The sequence below is a fragment of the Chryseobacterium sp. MYb328 genome (assembly GCF_037572595.1).
GTDB lineage: Bacteria > Bacteroidota > Bacteroidia > Flavobacteriales > Weeksellaceae > Chryseobacterium > Chryseobacterium pennae.
Genome location: NZ_JBBGZQ010000004.1, coordinates 226,785 through 248,621 on the forward strand (window position 1 = coordinate 226,785; position 21,837 = coordinate 248,621).

Genomic DNA, 21,837 nt, shown 5'->3' on the forward strand with positions numbered 1-21,837 from the left:
CCTGAGATTCCGAAGCGAAGCTGCCCGTCTGCAATAGCTCCGTTTACCGTAATAATATCGTTATCACGGTTCTTATCTCCCATAGATTTCCCGCTGTCTTCTCCAGCAATATACCAGGTTTTCTCTCCTGTACTTTCTTCCTGATCAAGCTGTCCGAGATAGTTGAAGCTGATCTTTGGAAGCTCTCTTTCTGTGTAACCAACAAGACTTCCGTAGCCAATTCCGTTATTCGGAATGCTTCTCAGAGATTCTTTGGTCAGAACCACGGTATCTTTTATATCGTTTCCAGCTTTCAGAAGAAGTGGGTACATAGAGGTAAACCAACCAACGGTTTCTGTAATATCCATATTTCCAAATACATCTTCACGCCCGTGCCCTTCAAGCAGAACGGCATGAGCAGATGCACCCGTAAGGTCTGAAAGTGCAGAAGCCAAGGCAGATAACAACAAATCGTTGATCTGCGTATGATATACATGATGTACTTCTCTGATTAGCTTTTCTGTATATCCTGCTTCCAGCATAACACTGGAATAATGATATTCCGGAGAGGATACTCCTTTCAGTATATCATTGCTCTCTGCTACTGTATCCGTTATTGTATTCCAATAAGCACGCTCTGTTTCTCTTGATTCAGAATCATCGCTCTTATAGGATTTTATAGCATCAATCCATTGACGGTAGCTGCTTCCTTTTACCGGAACCTCAACAGTATTTCCTTTTTCAAGGGTCTGATATATATTTTTTAAGTCTTCGGTAATAATTCTCCAGCTTACAGCATCAATGATCAGGTGATGAAGTCCAAAGAAAACCCTTGCGCTTCTATCTTCATAACCTTCCATATATCCAATCTGGAATAGCGGCCCCAGTTCAATATCAAACTGCGACTGCCATTCTGTAAGGATACCTGAAAGTGCTTCCGGCTGTGTTTCTGAAACATTCAGATATTTTATTTCCGGTATGGTGTTGATTCCGTATTGCTGGGTATATTTTCCGTTTCCTTTCGGATAATGAATTCTGAAGGCATCATGTTTTTCAATAAGCAGTTTAACACTTTGCTCCAGCAAATCTCTGTTCAGCTCAGGAACTTTAATCAAAAAGGATTGATTCCAGTGATTCAGATCCCCTATATATTCCTCTTCTACCAATTGGAAGAACCATTCCTGGATCGGAAGGAATGATAAAGGTCCTGTAAGCGGTCCCTGCTCTGTCAGAATACGGGTTTGTTCTTCTTTTGCTTTATTTTCGATCAGTTCGGAAATATTCTTTACTGATTTTGAAGCAAATACATCTTTAACGCTTATTCTTGTTTCTAAACGCTGTCTTATTCTGCTGACCAGCTGAATACTGATGATACTGTCACCACCGAGTCTGAAGAAATCATCCTGAATACCTATTCCTGAAGCATCCAGCCCAAGAACTTCACCGTAAATCTGACATAATTTTTTCTGTAGCTCTGTTTGTGGAGCGGTGTATTCTTTTCCACCTGTAAATTCTGGTTCAGGAAGCTGCCTTCTGTCCAACTTTCCATTGATCGTTAATGGTAATGAAGTTAAATGAACAAAAGCTGCCGGTACCATATATTCCGGTAGAACTTCGGATAAAAATTCTGTGATCTTCTCAACTTCCAAAGCAGCATCGGAAACGTAATAGCCTACCAGGTATTTCATTCCTGCTTTATTTTCTTTGGCAAGAACTACAGCCTGTCTTATTTCCGGATATTCCAGTAATCTGTTTTCTATTTCTCCCAATTCGATTCTGTAACCACGGATCTTCACCTGGAAGTCATTTCTTCCGATGTATTCAAGTTCTCCGTCAGGCAGATAGCGAACTAAATCTCCTGTTTTATACAGAATTCCGTTTTTCCCGGATTCTTTTTGTTCTAAAGTCTGGTAAGGGTTCTGTATAAAGCGTTCAGCTGTAAGTTCGGGTCTGTTCAGATATCCTCTGGCAATTCCCGCTCCGCCTACATACAATTCTCCTACAGCTCCTACAGGAACAGCACGAAGATGGGAATCAAGGATATACATCGCCTGGTCAGGGATATTTTCTCCAATCAGAGAGGCCTTGTTCAGGTCTTCTACACTTAATTTTTTATAGGTAACATGGACAGTTGTTTCAGTAATTCCGTACATGTTAATCAATTCAGGTTTTGAACGGTAACGTTCATACCATGGTTTTAAAGAGGCAAGGTTTAATGCTTCTCCTCCGAATATCACATAGCGCAGCTCTGTCAGCAGTTCTTCACGCTGAATGGCTGTATCAATAAACTGATAGAAAGCGGTTGGCGTCTGATTTAATACAGTAAGCCCTTCTTTCAGACACAGGCTGAAGAATAAATTAGTATCCTTTGTCTGCTCTGAAGATGGTACTAAAAGTTTTCCTCCATACAATAACGCTCCCCAGATCTCCCATACACTGAAATCAAATACATAGGAATGGAATAAACTCCACACATCCTGATCGTTAAACTGATACCAATGATCGGTTGCACTGAAAAGACGTGCTACATTCCGATGTTCCTGCATTACTCCTTTAGGCATTCCTGTTGTTCCACTGGTATAGATCACGTAAGCCATGTGGTGTGGTTCTACCTGAGCTACAGGGTTGGAAATACTGCTGTTTTCAAGAGTTCCCGTTAGTTCATAGCTGTCCAGAATAAGCATAGCAGCCGTTTCACCGCAAGCTTCTTTAACGGTTAGCGCTGAACTGTTGTGGGTCAGTACTATTTTTGCACCTGTATCCTCAAGAATATGCTTAATTCTTTCTACCGGATATGAGGTATCCATCGGAACATAGGCTGCTCCGGCTTTTAAAACAGCCAGAATAGCGACAAGCATATCTTCAGAACGTTCAAGGCATAACGGAACCAGATTATCCGGCTGAAGATCATAAGTTGCGATCAGATAGTTTGCCAAACGATTGGAACGTTCATTAAGCTCTTTATAGGATAATCTTATATCCTGATAGACAATAGCTGTGTGATCCGGAGTTTTTTCAACCTGTGCTTCAAATAAACCATGAATGGTATTCTGATCTGAATAATGAGTTTCTGAGGCCCATAATTTTGATACGGATTGTTGTTGTTCCTGAGAAATAAGAGTTAATTGAGATAACTTAAGATCTTTTTGTTCTTTAGTATCTGCTATCTGCTCAAGCATAAACAGATAGGAGTTCATCATGTTATTAACTGTTTCTCTGGAGAATACCGATTGAGCATAGTTGAACATTCCATGAATGCTTTCATCACTATCATCAATCATAGTGGTAATATCAAATTTAGCGACTTCATAATCTACCTTTCCTGCAAACGGATAAAGGATTGACTGATTATCGGAAAGGTTTTCGCCAAAGCTTTGAAGACCAAACATCACCTGGAATACCGGATGACGGGATGTATCTTTCTCCACACCCAATTCTTCCACTAATTTTTCAAACGGAAGGTCCTGATAAGACTGTGCTTCTGTTACTGAATGAGCTACCTGCAGGATAAAATCTTTAGTATTTTGCTCCTGATCAATGGTTTCTCTTAACGCTAAGGTATTGACAAAGAAACCTATGAGGTCTTCCAAACCTAGATGATGACGGTTGGCAATAGGACTTCCTACCACAATATCATCCTGTCCAGAATAAGCAGAAAGCGTTAGATAATATCCTCCTAAAAGGATGCTGAATAAGCTTACACCAAGATCTTTTGACAATTCCCGTAGTTTTTGGCTCTGCTCTTCATTGATGCGGAAATAAATACTGTCTCCGTCATAAGACATCTGAGCCGGTCTCTTGAAGTCTGATGGCAGATCAAGATTCTGGAAGCCACCAAGTTTATTTTTCCAGTAATTAACCTGAGTATCCAAGCGTTCACCTGTCAGATAATTTCTCTGCCATAAAGCAAAGTCTTTGTACTGAATTTTTAAAGCCGGAAGATCATGAGTTTTTTCTTCTTTAATGGCTTCATAAATATGGATGACTTCTTTCAGGAATACTCCTGCAGACCATCCGTCAAATGCAATATGGTGAATAACCACAGACAGATAATACTCATTTTCAAGTTTGAAAATATGGATATTGACTGGCAGCTCCTGTTCCAGATTGAAGACTTTATTGGCAATAAGGCTTACTTTTTCTTCCAGTTCAGCCATCGTTTTTACTTCCTCCTGATGGATTACCGGAAGATCATTTATCACAGCCTGCCAGCCTAAACCATCATCTGTCATACGGATCACGGAATGAAGTACTTCATGACGTATTATAACGGCATCCAAAGCATTACATAATGCCTGCAGATCAGTTTTTTCATCTAAACGGAAAACCATTGGGATGTTATAAGCACTGCTTCCGCCTTCATAATTTTCGATAAACCAAAGCCTTTCCTGAGCAAAGGATAATCTTTGTTCTTCCGGAGAATTTACCGTGACAGGAGTAATAACGATCTGTTCTGCTGCATTATTTTCATCTGCCAACACAAGAGAAAGAGAAGCTATCGTTTTATGACTGAAAACAGTTGCTACAGCAATTTGTGTTCCTAAGACCTGCTTAATCTTACTGATGAGTTTAATAGCCATGATACTGTTTCCCCCCAGTCTGAAGAAGTCATCATGAATGCTGATTGCCTCAGATGGAATTCCCAATACTTCACCATAAACTGTGGATAATTTTCTCTGTAGATCAGTTTCAGGAGCTGTATATTCTTTTCCGCCTGTAAATTCCGGTTCCGGCAACGCTCTTCTATCCAGTTTTCCATTGATTGTTAATGGTAAAGAGGTTAAATGAACAAACACTGCCGGAATCATATACTCTGGTAATGATGCTGATAAATGGTCTGAAATCACATCAGAGTTTATCACATTATCAGACACATAATATCCTGCAAGGTATTTCAGTCCTGCCTGATTTTCTTTAGCTAAAACTACGGTTTGTTTGATTTCAGGATATTGCTGCAGGGTATTTTCAATTTCCCCTAACTCAATTCTGTGTCCTCTTATTTTAACCTGGAAGTCATTTCTTCCGATATATTCCAATTCACCATTTCCTAGCCAACGTACCAAGTCTCCTGTTTTATACAGACGTTCATTTTCTCCTCTTTCTTTCTGTTCCTTGGTCTGGAAAGGATTGGCAATGAAAAGTTCTTCAGTAAGCTCTGGTCTGTTAAGATATCCTCTGGCAATTCCAGCTCCACTGATATACAATTCTCCTATAGCTCCTTCCGGAACAACACGATGGTGCTGATCCAGTACATAAGCGCTCATATTATCGATTGGTCCTCCAATGTTTAATGGATTGTAATCGTCTTTATAATGGTGTAAAGTAGAACAAACAGTTCCTTCTGTCGGGCCATACTCATTAATAAGGATAATATCATCAATATTCTGATCTAAAGACGGGAAGCTTTCTCCTCCTGCAAAAATCAGTTTCAGACTTGTTCCATTTTCAACGATTTCTCTCAACAGAACCGGAGGTATAAATGAAACTTCTATTTTATTTTCATTGATATAGTCATTAAGCTCTCCTACTGAAGTTCTGAGATCATTGCTGTACAACCATAAGGTATTTCCGTTACAAAGCACCGGGAATACTTCATAAACAAAGGCATCAAATACATAATTGGAATAGCATCCTACTTCCTGAAATACTTCAAGCTGATGGGCTTTTATCATTGATCCAATGAGGTTTATCACTCCACGATGTTCGATCATTACTCCTTTTGGCAATCCTGTTGTTCCACTGGTGTAAATAACATACGCCAGATCTGTAGATTTTGTACTGGTTGCAGGATTATTAGAATCAGCTGTTTCAAGTATTGCTTTAAAACTAACCTCATCCAATGCGATTACATTTGAATGTTCTGTTTTATCAGCCGTTTTTTCTTCTGCCAATATTATTTTTGCCCCTGTATCTTTCAGAATATGATGAATTCTGTCTGATGGATATGAAGGATCCATTGGTACATAAGCCGCACCAGTCTTTAATACGGCCAGAATAGCAATCAGCATATTTTCTGAACGCTCAAGACATAAAGGAACGAGATCACCCGGTTGAAGATGATAAGCTTCAATAAGATGGTTGGCAAGACGGTTAGCTCTTTCGTTTAATTCTTTGTAAGACAGTTTGACATTCTGATATACTATTGCCGTCTGATCCGGAGTTTTTTCAACCTGATTTTCAAACAGCCCATGAATAGTCATTTCTGATGGATATTCCTTACGGGTAGCATTCCAGTTTTCAGTAATATTTTTATAGTTTTCCTGTGGAACAAGCTGTAATCCTGAAAGCTCTGTTTTTTCATATTCATCAGTTTCTGCAATCTGATTAAGCAAAAACAGATAAGAATCGATCATATTTTGAATCGTTTCCCTTGAAAATATTGCTTTAGCATAATTGAACATTCCATGGATGTTTTCTCCATTGTCATCAATCATGGTAGTCAGGTCAAACTTCGCTACCTGATAGCCAAGTTCTCCATCAAATGGATAAAACAGAGCCTCTTCATTCTGAATAAGTTCCGTTTCATTTTGTAATCCGAACATTACCTGGAAGACCGGATGTCTTGAAGTATCCTGTTCGATTCCCAGTTCGTCTACTAGTTTTTCAAATGGAAGATCCTGATGTGACTGAGCTTCTGTCACGGATTTTGATACCTGAAGAATAAAGTCTTTAAGACTTTGTTTCGGATCTATTTTTTCTCTTAAAGCGAGTGTATTCACAAAAAATCCGATGATATCCTCTAATCCGGCATGGTGACGGTTAGCAATCGGGCTTCCTACTACAATATCATCCTGTCCTGAATAAGCAGAAAGCATAAGGTAATATCCCCCAAGCATTACACTATAAAGACTTACTCCAAGATCTTTGGATAATTTTCTAAGTTTTTCACCCTGTCCTGCAGTCAGATTGAAGTACAGGTTCTCTCCTTCATATGATATTTGTGAAGGTCTTCGGAAGTCTGTCGGAAGATCAAGATTCTGGAAGTCTTCAAGCTGATTTTTCCAATAGCCGATCTGTTGTTCCAGACGGTCTCCTGTAAGGTAATCTCTCTGCCATAAAGCAAAATCCTTATATTGAATTTTCAATGCTGAAAGTTCAGCAACTTCTCCTTTAATCAGGTTATTGTAAATTGTCTGCACTTCGTTCAGGAATATATCGGTAGACCATCCGTCAAAAGCAATGTGGTGGATGACAATGGATATATAAGTCTGATTTTCAAATGTAAATAATTCTATATGTACCGGAATTTCTTCATCAAGGTTAAATACCCTATTGGCGCATTGATTGATACACTGATCGAGATCTTTTCTGGTATGTACTTCTGTTGTTTTAATTTCCGGAAGTAAGTCTGTAACCACCTGATATCCTACTCCTTCTTCAGTCGTTCTAATAACTGAACGAAGTACTTCATGGCGGTTTACAACAGTCTTTAAGGCCATACTTAAAGCATCAATATCTGTTTTTTCATCCAGAACAGCGGCCATCGGAATGTTGTAGGCATTGCTGCCTTTTTCATAAGCTTCTATAAACCAAAGTCTTTCCTGAGCAAAGGATAATCTCTGCTCTTCCGGGGTATTTATTTTAACAGGTTTTAAGCTTACCTGCTCTGTTGGATTATTGTCTTCCATCAGAGCTTTTTCTAAGGTAGCTACTGTTTTATTGCTGAAGATTTTAGCAACATTTACCTGTAATTCTACACTCTGTTTGATCTTGCTGATTAGTTTGATCGCCATGATACTATTCCCTCCTAATCTGAAGAAATCATCATGGATACTAATATTTTCTGCATTCAATCCCAGCACTTCTCCATAAATCTCTACAAGCTTTTTCTGCAGGTCATTTTGAGGTGCTGTGTATTCTTTATTTACGGTAAATTCAGGTTCAGGAAGCTGCTTTCTGTCAAGCTTACCATTGATCGTCAGTGGTAACGTGGTCAGATGCATAAATGCAGCGGGTATCATGTACTCAGGGAGTGTCTCTGACATAAATTCTGAAATCAGACGAGTGTCTATTCCTGTATCAGCAACATAGTAGCCTACAAGATATTTCAGTCCGGCATTGTTCTCTTTCACCAGAACTGTTCCCTGGCGAATTCCCGGATACTGCAGTAATCTGTTTTCTATTTCTCCCAGCTCTATACGGAATCCTCTTATTTTTACCTGGAAATCGTTTCTTCCGATATAATCAATATTTCCGTCCGGAAGCCAGCGTACAAGGTCTCCGGTTTTATAAATCCTGCTGTTTTCACCTTTGATTTTCTGCTCTTCTGTTTGGAAAGGATTATGAACAAATCGTTCTTCGGTAAGATCAGGTCTGTTCAAATATCCACGGGCTACTCCGCTTCCTCCAATATAAAGCTCACCTACAGCACCTACCGGAACCGGACGGTAAAACTGATCCAGAACGTATATACTTGTATTATTGAGTGGGCGACCAATACAGTTGATATCACGGTTGGTATTTACAAGGGAAGTAATGGTAACTTCTGTAGGCCCATAAGAATTGACAAACAGGAAGTCTCCTTTTTTCAATTTGTTATACAGATCTGCCGGCAAAGCTTCCCCTCCGGAATCTAATGTTCGTACAGTTTCCACCGTTGTAACATCTATATTTTGTAATACAGATGGTGTAAAAGGCAGATAGGTTACTTTATGCTCTTTTAATTTTCTGATATATTCCTCTTCATTCAGCATTTCCTGATTGTCTATGAACAGTAATTGACAACCATTCAATAATCCTAAGAAAATCTGCTCTACCGAGGCATCAAATACATAGTTGGCAAACTGAAGAATAATTTCGGATTCATTCAGGTTATAGCGGGTATAAAGATCGCTAACCAGGTTTATCACTCCTGTATGCTCAATCATTACTCCTTTAGGCATTCCTGTTGTTCCACTGGTGTAGATCACATAAGCCAGGTCGTCTGCCTGAGTTTGATTAACCGGATTATCAATACTGCTGTTTTTAAGCTTTTCTATCAGTTTTTCATCATCTAACAACAGAATTTCTGCTTTTGCTGACTGAATTTCATTGAATTTTGCCTCAACATTATTCTGGGTGATAACTATTTTTGCCTGTGTATCCTGAAGAATGTGTTCCATTCTGTCTGTTGGATAGGTAGGATCCATCGGAACGTAAGCTGCTCCGGATTTTAATACGGCTAAAATAGCAATCAGCATGTTTTCTGAACGCTCAAGACATAAAGGAACAAGATCATCCGGCTGGAGATCGTAAGTATTGTTCAGATAGTTGGCAAGATTGTTTGCACGCTCATTAAGCTCTCTATAAGATAAGGTTACATCCTGATATACCAAAGCTATGCGATCCGGTGTTTTAGCTGTCTGCGCTTCAAACATACTTTGGATGGTTTTTCCGGTTGGAAATTCAGTCCAAGTATTGTTCCAGTCCAGGATTATTTTTTTCTCATCTTCGGAAGTGATATAAGACAGATCTTTGGAATTCATTTCAGGATCTTCCAATAGCTGATTCAGAATTGTTTTCATGCCTTTGAGCAGCTGATTCATCATTCCATTATCAAACAGATGTCCTTCATAGCTTATCACCAGTGAAACCCTCTCGTCACGCTCAAAAGCTGTTACTCCCAGCGGATAATCCAGTCTTTCTACTGCATCTCTGAATACAAATCCTAATTCGTTGTTATTTTCTCCCTGAGGAACAGGATAGTTTTCATACACAAATAAGCTGCTGAAAATTCTGCGTCCGTCACGCTGAAGGGCGGCCAGGTTAACATCACTATGACTATTAAGCTCACTGATATTCTCCTGTATTTTTATAATATGATCTTTGACTTTACCTTCTTCATGGGTTACAATAAGTGGTAAAGTATTGATGTAAAGTCCTGCAGAAGATTCTATTCCGTCAACAGGAAGGTTTCTTCCGGATATGGTGGTTCCCACTACAGTAACTTCCGAGTTGCTGTAGATCTTCAATTGGTTATGCCACAAATACTGCAAGACAGCATTTACAGTAAAGCCATTTGCCTGGGTAAATTCTTTTAATTGCTGATATTGCTCACCTTCTATCAAAAGTTCTACATCCTGATGGTCTTTGATATGCTTATAAATACCCAGATCTGTATGCCTTTGACTTTCTTTCAACAGATTAGTCAGATCTTCCTGATCTTCAATCTGATCCATATAACTTTTCCAGAAACTGCTGCTGATCTCTTTATTTTGCTGCAGATATTTTTGGGTATCTGTATAGGCTGTATCAGCTACAAGCTCAGGCTGATGATTTTTGTTCAGTTGAAGATAAGATTCATGAACACTGTTCAGAATAACAGGTAAGCTCCATCCATCCAGAATTGCATGATGGTTACTTAGCAAGCAACTATAATGGTTTTCTCCTCGTTTGAAAAGGTAAACTCTGAAAAGGTTTCCTTTGGATAAATCATAAACCTCAAAGCGGTCATTTTGTGTTATTTCTTCAATCAGGCTATTCTGATCCTCTTCATTGATGCTGCTGATATCCTGATACCTCCAATCCAGATTTCCTTTTTTATCGATAACCTGAACGATTTCTCCATTCCAGTTAAATTTTATTCTTAATGCAGGATATCGTTTTTGGGTAAATTCCCACGACTTTTTCAGATTTTCAGGTATGATTTCGGCAAAATAATCCCAAATCAGCTGTACACGATAGGCATCATCTGTTTCACCCTGATTTAGAGCGTGGTATACAAATCCTTCCTGTAAACTGTTACCCAGATAAATTCCTTCTATTTCACCTTCTTTCTGAATATCTGCAAGCTGACTTTCTTCAACTATATAATCTACATCGGATGGAGTCAAAAAGCTTCTGTTTGTCTGTGAAAGCCAGTCAATAACTTCCTCTATTTTTGTTTTAAAAGATTCTGAGAACTGACTAATCTGCTTATCCTTCAGATGACCGGAAATTTTAAACTGAAGCTTACCGCCTATGACAGCACCATTGATACTGATATAATAACTGTCTTTATTTTTATTTCCAATACTCAGCCCACTGTCTTCAGCGGCAATAAACCAGTTCTTTTCTCCGGTTTCCTGATCCAGTTGTCCCAGATAATTAAAGCTGATTTTAGGCAACTCGTGCTCTGTATAACCCATCAGGCTTCCATAGCCGATTCCGTTGTGAGGAATACTTCTCAGTGATTCTTTAGTTCCAATTACAGTATCTGCCCAATCTTCTCTTTTGGTTAAAAGCATCGGATACATAGAAGTAAACCAACCTACTGTTTCTGTAATATCAAGATGATTGGATATTTCTTCGCGGCCATGGCTTTCCAGAACAACAGAATGATTTTCCTGTCCGGTTAATTCTGAAAGCGCAAGAGATAATGCAGAAAGTAACAGATCATTGATTTGCGTATTGTAAACCTGATGAACTCCTCTAATTAGCTTTTGCGTTGTTTCTTCAGATATCATCAATTGACTCTGCTGGTAATCTTCACCTATGAAAAGTTCCAGATTTCTATTATTCTCTGCAACAGTATCTGCAATAGTATTCCAACGAGAATGCTCCTGTTCCTGAGATTCTGATCTGTATCTCTTTACAGCTTCTACCCACTGACGATAGCTGGTTCCTTTGGTATAGGATGTAATTGTTTTTATATCTCCTCTTTCAAGAGACTGATAAATATTTTTTAAATCTTCGGTGATAATTCTCCAACTTACAGCATCAATAATCAGGTGATGGAATGCAAAATAAATCCTTGCACTACCATCCTGATAGCCATCAATATATCCAATACTATATAACGGACTGCTTTCAATATCAAAATGAGACTGCCAATCGGTTAAAACCCCTGATAGTTCTTCCTGATTCAGGCCTGAAATATTGAGATAATTGATTGAGAGTGTTTTCGCTTCACTATACTGTTGGATGTATTTTCCGTTCTTATGCTGATACTGAAGTCTGAGGGCATCATGTCTTTCAATCAGATATTGTACAGACTGTTCCAACAGCTCCTTATCAAGTTTTGGAACATTAATGAGGAAGGCCTGATTCCAGTGGTTGAAATCTTCTAAATATCCTGATTTTATCTGATTGAAAAACCATTCCTGAATCGGTAAAAGTTGAACTTCGCCCTGTAATAATCCCTGTTCTGAAACGATGTGGTTTTCCTCTTCTTTCTTTTTATTCTCTATCAGTAACGCCAGAGAAGCTGTAGTACGGGCAGCAAAAACTTCTTTAACACTCAATCTTATTTCCATCTGCTGACGGATTCTTCCTACCAACTGAATGCTGATAATACTGTCTCCACCCAATCTGAAGAAATCATCATGAATGCCGATACTGCCTAAAGAAAGACCTAAAACCTCACTATAGATCTGACATAATTTTTTCTGCAGCTCTGTTTCCGGAGCTGTATATTCTTTATTTCCGGTAAAATTGGGTTCCGGCAATGCTCTTCTGTCCAGTTTACCATTGATTGTCAATGGAAAAGAGGTTAAGTGAACAAATGCCCCCGGTACCATATATTCCGGTAAGGATTGAGATAAATACTCTGAAAGGATTGCTGAATCTATAGGGTTTTCAGAAACATAATACCCTGCAAGATATTTTAAGCCTGCATTATTTTCCTTAGCCAATACTGCTGACTGACGGATTCCCGGATAGGTTAACAGTTTATCCTCAATCTCACCTAATTCGATTCTATAGCCGCGGATCTTTACCTGGAAGTCATTCCTTCCAATATATTCCAGCTCACCATTCGATAACCAACGCACAAGGTCACCTGTTTTATACAGACGTCCATTTTCTCCTTTTGTCTTCTGATCTAAAGTCTGGAAAGGGTTTTTGATAAAACGTTCTTCTGTAAGGTCAGGTCTGTTCAGATAGCCTCTTGCGATTCCTGCTCCTCCTACATAGAGCTCTCCCACTCCTCCTACAGGAACAGGTCTTAAGTGTTGGTCTAAAACATAAACTTTTACATTCCCGATCGGACCTCCGATATTTAACGGATTTTCATCCTCGTTATAATGGTGCAAGGTTGCACATACGGTACTTTCTGTTGGCCCATAAGCATTAACCAAATCTACTCCATGTTTTTTATACAGAGCCATGACCTGTGGATTGGTGATATCACCTGCAACCAAAAGCGTTTCTAAAGGAAGGATGTATTCTTTAGTTAATAGAACCGGTGGGATGGTAGCAACTTTAATATCTTTTTCTATTATATATTGCTGTAATCCAACCAGGTCTGTTTGGGTTTCTTTATTCAGAAGATGTACAGACTGTCCATGTACAAGCGCCGGGTATAATTCAGCAACATGGGCATCAAATACATAGTTGGCATACCAAAGGCAGTTTTTCTGCAGAACAGGCTGTTCAGAGATAAATCCATATTCTTTAGCATGCTGCTGTATCAAATTGGCTACTCCTTTATGCTCTATCAGTACTCCCTTAGGCATACCTGTTGTTCCACTGGTGTAAATTACATACGCTAAATTATTACTCTTAACGTTGGTAACAGGACTATTAGAATCAAAGGTTTCAAGTATTGCTTTAAAGGTAACCTCATCCAATGCAATGGCATCAACAGCTTGATTTTCCAGCTGTTTCATTGTACTTTCCTGCCCTAAAATAACCCTGGCTTTCGTATCCTGAAGGATATGTTCAATTCTTTCTGACGGATAAGAAGGGTCCATTGGAACATAACCAGCACCAGCTTTCAATACAGCCAGTATAGTCATCAGCATATTCTCGGAACGTTCCAGACATAAAGGAATCAGATCATCCGGCTGAATATCATACGTATTGATCAGATAATTTGCCAGGCGGTTTGATTTCTCATTCAGTTCCTGATAAGACCATTCAATGTCCTGATACACTAAAGCTGTAGCATCAGGTGTTTTTGCCACCTGATCTTCAAACAATTGATGAATTGTTTTATCAGAAGCATAGTCAGAAATTATTTCATTCCAATCTTCTGTGATCTGGCTGTAATTTGAATCTTCCAGAAGACGGAATTCATTGATTTTTATATTTTTATCGCTACTCTCTGCTATTTTAGCTAATTGATCCAGAAGAAGAACGTAAGTATTCTGCATTCTCAGAATCGTTTCTTTTTTGAAAAGAGAAGTCGCATAATTGAATATTCCTCTGATTGTTTCTTCGCCGTCATCAATCATCGTCGTCAGATCGAACTTCGCAGCCTGATAATTGATCTCATGATGTAAAGGTGTAAATACAGCTTCACTATCAGGATTCATTCCGAAGCTCTGAACTCCAAACATCACTTGGAAAACAGGATGTTTTGAAGTGTCCTGTTCTATATCCAGTTCTTCTACCAGCTTTTCAAATGGCAGCTCCTGATAAGACTGCGCTTCTGTTATTGATTTTGAAATCTGAAGAATAAAGTCTTTAAGCTCCTGCTCTGCATTGATCTTCTCTCTCAGCGCCAGCGTATTCACAAAGAAACCGATCATATCTTCAAGACCTTCATGATGACGGTTTGCAATCGGACTTCCCACCACAATATCTTCCTGCCCTGAATAAGCAGAAAGCATCATGTAATATCCACCTAACATCACGCTGTATAAGCTTACTCCCCATTCTCTGGAAATAGCTCTCAATCCTAGACCTACTTCCGGAGAAAGGCTAAAATGAACGCTTGCTCCTTCATAAGAGATATTGGCTGGTCGTTTGAAATCTAAAGGCAAACTAAGTGCCTCAAAGTCTTCAAGATTATTTTTCCAGTAGTTGATCTGTTTCTTCAGTGTCTCTCCTGTAAGATAATTTCTCTGCCATAAAGCAAAGTCTTTATACTGAATATTTAATTCCGGAAGCTGAGGACTTTCCCCTTTAGCAAAAGCATTGTATATGATTTGTATTTCTTTTAAGAGCAGATCGGCAGACCATCCGTCAAATGCGATGTGATGAACCACAACGGACAGGTAATGATCTTTCTCCCATCTGAAAATGGTAGTTTCCACCGGAATTTCTTCTTCCAGACGGAATATTTTATGGGCACACTGATCTATGCTGTTCTCCAGCTCCTCTTTGGATTCAACTTCTCTATAATGAAGTTCAGGAACAAAATCTGTAACCACCTGATAGCCCACTCCATTTTCCGCAGTACGGATTACGGAACGAAGTACTTCGTGGCGCATTACTACAGTCTCTAATGATCTCTGAAGAATATCCAGTTCTATTCCTTTGCCTAATCTGAAAGCCATTGGAACATTGTAAGCGTTACTTCCGCCTTCAAAGTTTTCTATAAACCATAATCTTTCCTGTGCAAAAGACAGTCTCTGCTCTTCAGGAGAAGAAACCTCTACCGGAACAATAGTTTCCTGAATATCCGTAACAGCATTACTTCCAATAATGTTGGAAAGGGAAGCTACTGTTTTATGAGTAAACACAACTGCTACTCCTATTGATATATCTAACGTTTTTTTGATGCTGCTGATCAATCTTATGGCCATGATACTGTTTCCTCCCAAACGGAAGAAATCTTCATGAATTCCAATGACTGAAGCTTCCAGACCCAAAACGTCTGCATAGATCTGACATAGTCTTTCCTGTAACTTATTCTCAGGAGCTGTATAGCCTTTGCTGATTGTAAATTCTGGTTCCGGTAATTGTTTTCTGTCCAGTTTTCCATTGATCGTTAACGGAAGCTGTTCAAGATATACATACACGCTCGGAATCATATATTCTGGTAGAGTTTCTGCCAAAAATTCTGAAATCACATGAGATTCTATCACTGAATCTGATACGTAATATCCGGCAAGATATTTCAATCCTGCTTTATTGGTTTTTGCAAGAACTACTGACTGCCGGATTGCCGGATTTCCCTGTAGTTTGTTTTCAATCTCTCCTAACTCAATCCTATAACCACGGATCTTTACCTGGAAGTCGTTACGTCCGATGTATTCTAACTCTCCATCAGTATGGTATTTTACTAAATCTCCTGTTTTATAAAGTTTTCCGTTTTTACCTTGTTTTTTCTGCTCTTCTGTCTGAAAAGGATTTGAAATAAAGCGTTCCGAAGTCAGCTCCGGCCTGTTCAGATAGCCTCGTGCAATGCCAGCTCCGCCAAGATAAAGTTCTCCAACAGCTCCTAACGGAACCGGACGGTGAAGGGCATCCAATACATACACTGAAGTATTTCCCACAGCATGTCCGATCAAATGCACATCTCCATGTTCTACTTTTTTGTAGGTTGCATAAATTGTAGCTTCTGTTGGCCCGTAAAGGTTATAAAGGGTTGTATATTCTGACCAGTATTTTCCTGTTTCGTAATCACATGGTTCTCCGGCATACAGTAATCCTTTGAGGTTGGGGTATTGTATACGGGGCAATACGGATAACATTACCGGTGGTAAATAGGCATACGCTATCTGATGATCAAGTAAATATCTGCTTATTGAGTCTGCATCTTTTTTAATGGTTTCATCCAATACATGCAGCTCATTTCCATATAATAAAGCATTAAAAAATTCTGATACCGAAACATCAAATACGTAAGATGTATAAGCCGTTATCTTCTCATTTTCACTGAACCCATAAGCATCTCTTATCTGGGTCACTACATTCACCACACTTTTGTGTTCTATCATTACGCCTTTAGGAACACCTGTAGTCCCACTGGTATAAATTACATAAGCAAGATGGTGTGACTTCGTTTCAGTCTCCGGATTTTCAGCATTACTTTTTTCAATAAGTTCTCTGAAAGAGACCTCATCCAAGGCAATAATGCTCTTCGTAAGGTCTATATTCTGGATTTTTTCAGCTATTTTTTCCTGGGTAAGAATGATTTCTGTATCGGTATCATCCAGAATGTGTCTTATTCTGTCTGCCGGATAGGATGGATCCATCGGAACATAAGCCGCCCCGGTTTTCAGGACAGCAAGAATGGCCACAATCATATCTTCTGAGCGTTCCAGAAATAAAGGAATCATATCCTCAGGCTGAGGATTATAGGTTTCAATAAGATAATGGGCAAGTCGGTTCGCTTTGGTATTCAGCTCATGGTAAGACAACTGTACATTCTGGTATACCAATGCCGTACGATCCGGAGTTCTTTGTACCTGATCTTCAAATAGCCTGTGAAGGGTATGTGATTCTGGATAGGTTATTTCTATTGTATTCTGATCTTCTATAATCTTTTTATGATCTTTATTAGTCATCAAATGAAGACCACTGATCTTAAAGCTTTCTTCTTTTTGACTTCTAAGGCTCACAAGTTGCTCTAGAAGAATCACATAAGTCTCTTTCATACGCAGAATCGTATCTCTGTTGAAAAGGGATACTGCATAATTGAATATTCCACGTACTGTTTCTCCATTATCATCGATCATCATAGTCAGATCAAACTTCGCTGTCTGATAATCAATATCACCATCAAAAGGAAGCAGTATGGCTTCATCAGCATTGGCTGTATATATTCCGCCATCAAAGCTCTGAAGCCCAAACATTACCTGGAAAATCGGGTGACGGGACATATCCTGATCTATATTCAGCTCTTCTACCAGTTTTTCAAACGGAAGATCCTGATGAGACTGTGCTTCCATTACCGATTGAGAAACCTGTAAAATAAAGTCTTTAATTTCCTGTTCAGGATCTATTTTTTCTCTTAATGCCAACGTGTTAACAAAGAATCCAATGATATCTTCCAAGCCAGCATGGTGACGATTGGCAACAGGACTTCCCACAATAATATCATTCTGCCCCGAGTAAGCTGACAACATCAGCGAATACCCACTCAGCATCACGCTGTATAAACTTACGCCTAAATCTTTTGAAAGCTCTCTCAGGTCTGTTACAAGATCTGTTGGCAAATTGAAATATTCCGTGGCTCCTTTATAGGAGGTTTGTGTTGGTCTTTTAAGATCCAAGGGAAGATCCAGAGTCTGAAATCCTTCAAGTTTATCCTTCCAGTAATGTATCTGCTGATCGAGAGTTTCTCCTGCAAGATAATTTCTCTGCCATAAAGCAAAGTCTCTGTATTGAATAGGTAAAGCCTTAAGTTGTGGTGTTTTTCCTTCTGCAAGACTATGATAAATACTGTTAAATTCTTTGATGAAAATATCCGTAGACCAGCCATCAAAAGCAATATGATGAACTACAACGGATAAGTATTTCTGATCTTTCAGAGTGAAAAGGGAGACATTTAATGGGAGTTCTTCTTCTAACCGGAAGATGGTATTATTAGCTATATTGATCTTCTCATCCAATTCCTCTTTTGTCTGAACATCCTGTATAGAAAGCTGAATATTTTGCTCAGTAACCATCTGATATCCTATTCCATCTTCTGTGGATCGGATTATACTGCGCAATACTTCATGACGCTGAATCAATAGTTCAAAAGACCGTTGAAGAAGTTCTGCCTGCACATGATTTCCAAGCTGAAATACCATCGGAATATTGTAAGCATTACTTCCTTCCTCATATTTTTCAATAAACCAAAGTCTTTCCTGAGCAAAAGATAAACGCTGTTCTTCCACGGAACCCACCAGTACAGGTGTAATTTTTTCCTGTTGAGCAATATTATTTTCTCCACTTAATACCTCAGCAAGGGAAACAACCGTTTTATGACTGAAAACCATGGCCACATTAGACTGTAGTTTCAATTCATACTGTATTTTACTGATGAGCTTTATTGCCATGATACTGTTTCCTCCCAGACGGAAGAAATCATCATAAATACTGATGGTTTCACTATTCAATCCAAGTATTTCACCATAGATCCGGCAAAGCCTGTCCTGTAATTCATTCTGTGGAGCAGTATATTCTCTGTTCCCTGTAAATTCAGGCTCCGGAAGCTGCTTTCTGTCCAGTTTTCCGTTTACAGTAAGCGGAAGCTCCGTAAGATGTACAAAAGCTCCGGGAATCATATATTCCGGAAGAACCCCGGAAAGAAACACTGCAAGATCTTCAGTATTCAATTCATTATCAGAAACATAATATCCGGCAAGATATTTCATTCCTGTTTTGTTTTCTTTCACCAGAACCACCGATTGTTTTACTCCCGGAAACTGATGAAGTTTATTTTCTATTTCTTCCAGCTCAATTCTGTATCCTCTGATTTTTACCTGGAAATCATTACGTCCGATATATTCGATATTTCCATCAGGAAGCCAGCGTACAAGGTCACCGGTTTTATAAAGCTTGTCCTCTTCATCCTGAAGAGGATTTTCTATAAAACGTTCCGCAGTCAGATCTGGTCTGTTAAGATACCCCCTTGTAATACCTGCTCCGCCAAGATAAAGCTCTCCAACAGCTCCTACAGGCACTGGCTGAAGATATTTGTCCAAAACATAAGTAGTTGTATTTCCTACCGGTCGCCCGATAAGATGCACATCTCCATGGTGTACCTTTTTATAAACAGCATAAATAGTAGCTTCGGTAGGACCATAAAGATTATATAGGCTGGTATATTCTGACCAGTATTTTCCTGTTTCATAATCACAGGGTTCACCTGCATACAGCAATCCTTTTAAAGATGGATATTCCACTCGTGGTAATACGGAAAGCATTACCGGAGGCAGATAAGCATATGTTATTTCATTGAAAAGTAAATATCTGCTGATAGAATCTGCATCTTTCTTGATATCTTCTCCTAATATGTGCAGTTCATTTCCATAGAATAAAGCATTGAAAAATTCGGAGACGGATACATCAAATACATAAGAAGTATAGGCTGTTATCTTTTCTCCTTTACTGTAACCATAAGCCTCCTGTACCTGATCTACCAGATTAACTACATTTTTATGCTCTACCATTACTCCTTTAGGAACTCCTGTGGTTCCGCTGGTGTAGATCACATAGGCCATATTATCCGGACTTACATCCATAGAAAGATTATCGGAATTCATTTCCGCCATTACATTCTGGAAGGTAGAATCATCTAATATAACAATATCAACCTCAGCTGGTTGAACCTTTTCTTGTGTTGAATATTGGGCCAATACTATTTTAGCTCCGGTATCACTAAGAATATGCTCAACTCTGTCTGAAGGATATGACGGATCCATCGGAACATAGGCTGCTCCAGCCTTTAAAACGGCAAGAATAGCAACCAGCATATTTTCTGAACGTTCCAGGCATAAAGGAATCAAATCTTCAGACTTAAGATCATAAGTCTTAACAAGGTAATTTGCCAGCCGGTTTGCCCTTTCATTCAGATCTTTGTAAGTAAGCCTAGTTTGATGGAATACAAGTGCGGTGTTATCCGGCGTTCTGGCTGCCTGCTCTTCAAATAATTGATGAATTGTCCCCCTTACAACGTGATCAGAACCTGTGTTATTCCAGTCTTTGATTACTGCCTGGAATGCTTCATCTTTTAAAAGCTGATAATGGGTTATTAAACTTTCTGTTTTTCCTTCCAGTAACTCTTCAAGGATATCGATAAACAGTTTTTGATAAATTTCAGTAAAATTAAATACCAGCTCCTGGCTGAGTACCTGATTAGCATACCGGACTTTATAGTTGAGTTGCCCGTTTCTTACCTCCTGTTCGAATGACAGCTTTCCTACAAGATCCACATTCAGATCGCTATTGATAATGACATCATTTGCGCCCTCATAATGAATCACAACATCTTTAAGACTGGTTTGTACAAATCCATATTCTAGAATATCAGAAGTAGGGGCATAGCTGATTAAATCTTCAACCGGAAAGTATCGGGCTTTGCTTATTTTTAACTGATTGGTATATTCTATATTCTGATCAATAAGATCCTGAAGTGAAGTATCTTTATTGAACCTATACCCTTTTAAAACCGTATTGATATGGGCTCCAAAGATAAAATCCTGGCCTTCCGTAATCCCAACCGGATAGTTAATCACTAGATTATCTACTCCTGAAATTTTGTGCAATAAGACAGCTAACACCAATTGTCCGTACGTATAAGGTGTAAGTTTATATTTTGATGTTAATTGTCTTACTTTTGAAAAAGTAGATTCGGGAAAGCTGAAGCGAAGTTCACTTATCGGGTTCTTGGGATATTCTGAATTGTTTTCTGAGATTGACTCTGAAGATTTATTTTTTAAAAATTTAAATCCAATATTTTCTACCTCTTTCAGATTGGTTTTCCAGAAATCTGACATTTCAGATTTTCCTTTTTCCAGTGTTTCTTCGAGTTGAATTCGTAGATTTTCATATAGTTTTTCCTGCTCTGTAAGATTAATTGGATTCTCATAGTCAGGATGGTTATAATATGTACTCAGTTCTGTATAAATACTGTTAGCACTCAATCCATCTACAAGGATATGGGAAAAGATATGGATAATTCTATATCCCCCATTTTTTAGTTGGATGGCATAGAATCTGGCAAGCTGATCATTTTCCAGATCAAAAGGCTGTAATGCCAGTTGCAGAATTTCTTCGGGGCTTGGCTCCAGAGAAATAAATGTCAATATCTGATCGCTTTCCAACAGTAACGGTCTTCTTTTCCAGAATAGATCTCCTGATTGACTGACTACATTGCTGTTGAGCAGCAATTGATTATTAACAAATCTTACTAAGCTTATATTGAGTCTCTGAATGTCTATGATACCAGACATTGACTGGTCAAATATAATATTATAATCACTTCGGGAAGGGTTCAGCATCCATTCGTTGAAAAAAATGGACTGGTATGGGGTTAGCTTCATAAGGGATGCTTCCATAAGATAGGGATATTAGGTAGGTTAGATTTAGGTACTTTTTTCATCATTCAATTATTCTGAAAAACTCTCGTTCAAATACTTCCGGACATCAGCGATCTATCCTTTCGGGAATAAGATCTAAAGAAATATTGAGTTACCAAGAGCAGAATAATCTTAATGTATTTATTAGGTATCCTTTTATTTTTACTAAAAGAACACCAGCCTTTGTTTAGGTAGATGTGTAATTTTTATCAGAATTTTC

The 21,837-nt window shown here is 38.7% G+C and carries 1 protein-coding gene (cut by a window edge); it reads right to left on the bottom strand.

What is annotated here, in order from left to right; genetic code table 11:
* Positions 1 to 21,596 carry the 5' portion of a non-ribosomal peptide synthase/polyketide synthase gene (locus WH267_RS06645; RefSeq protein ID WP_340006735.1) on the bottom strand. The gene continues 22,615 nt to the left of window position 1, outside the view, so only the first 21,596 of its 44,211 coding nucleotides appear in the window; its start codon is at positions 21,594 to 21,596; the stop codon falls past the left edge of the window.
* Positions 21,597 to 21,837 lie beyond the last annotated feature (241 nt).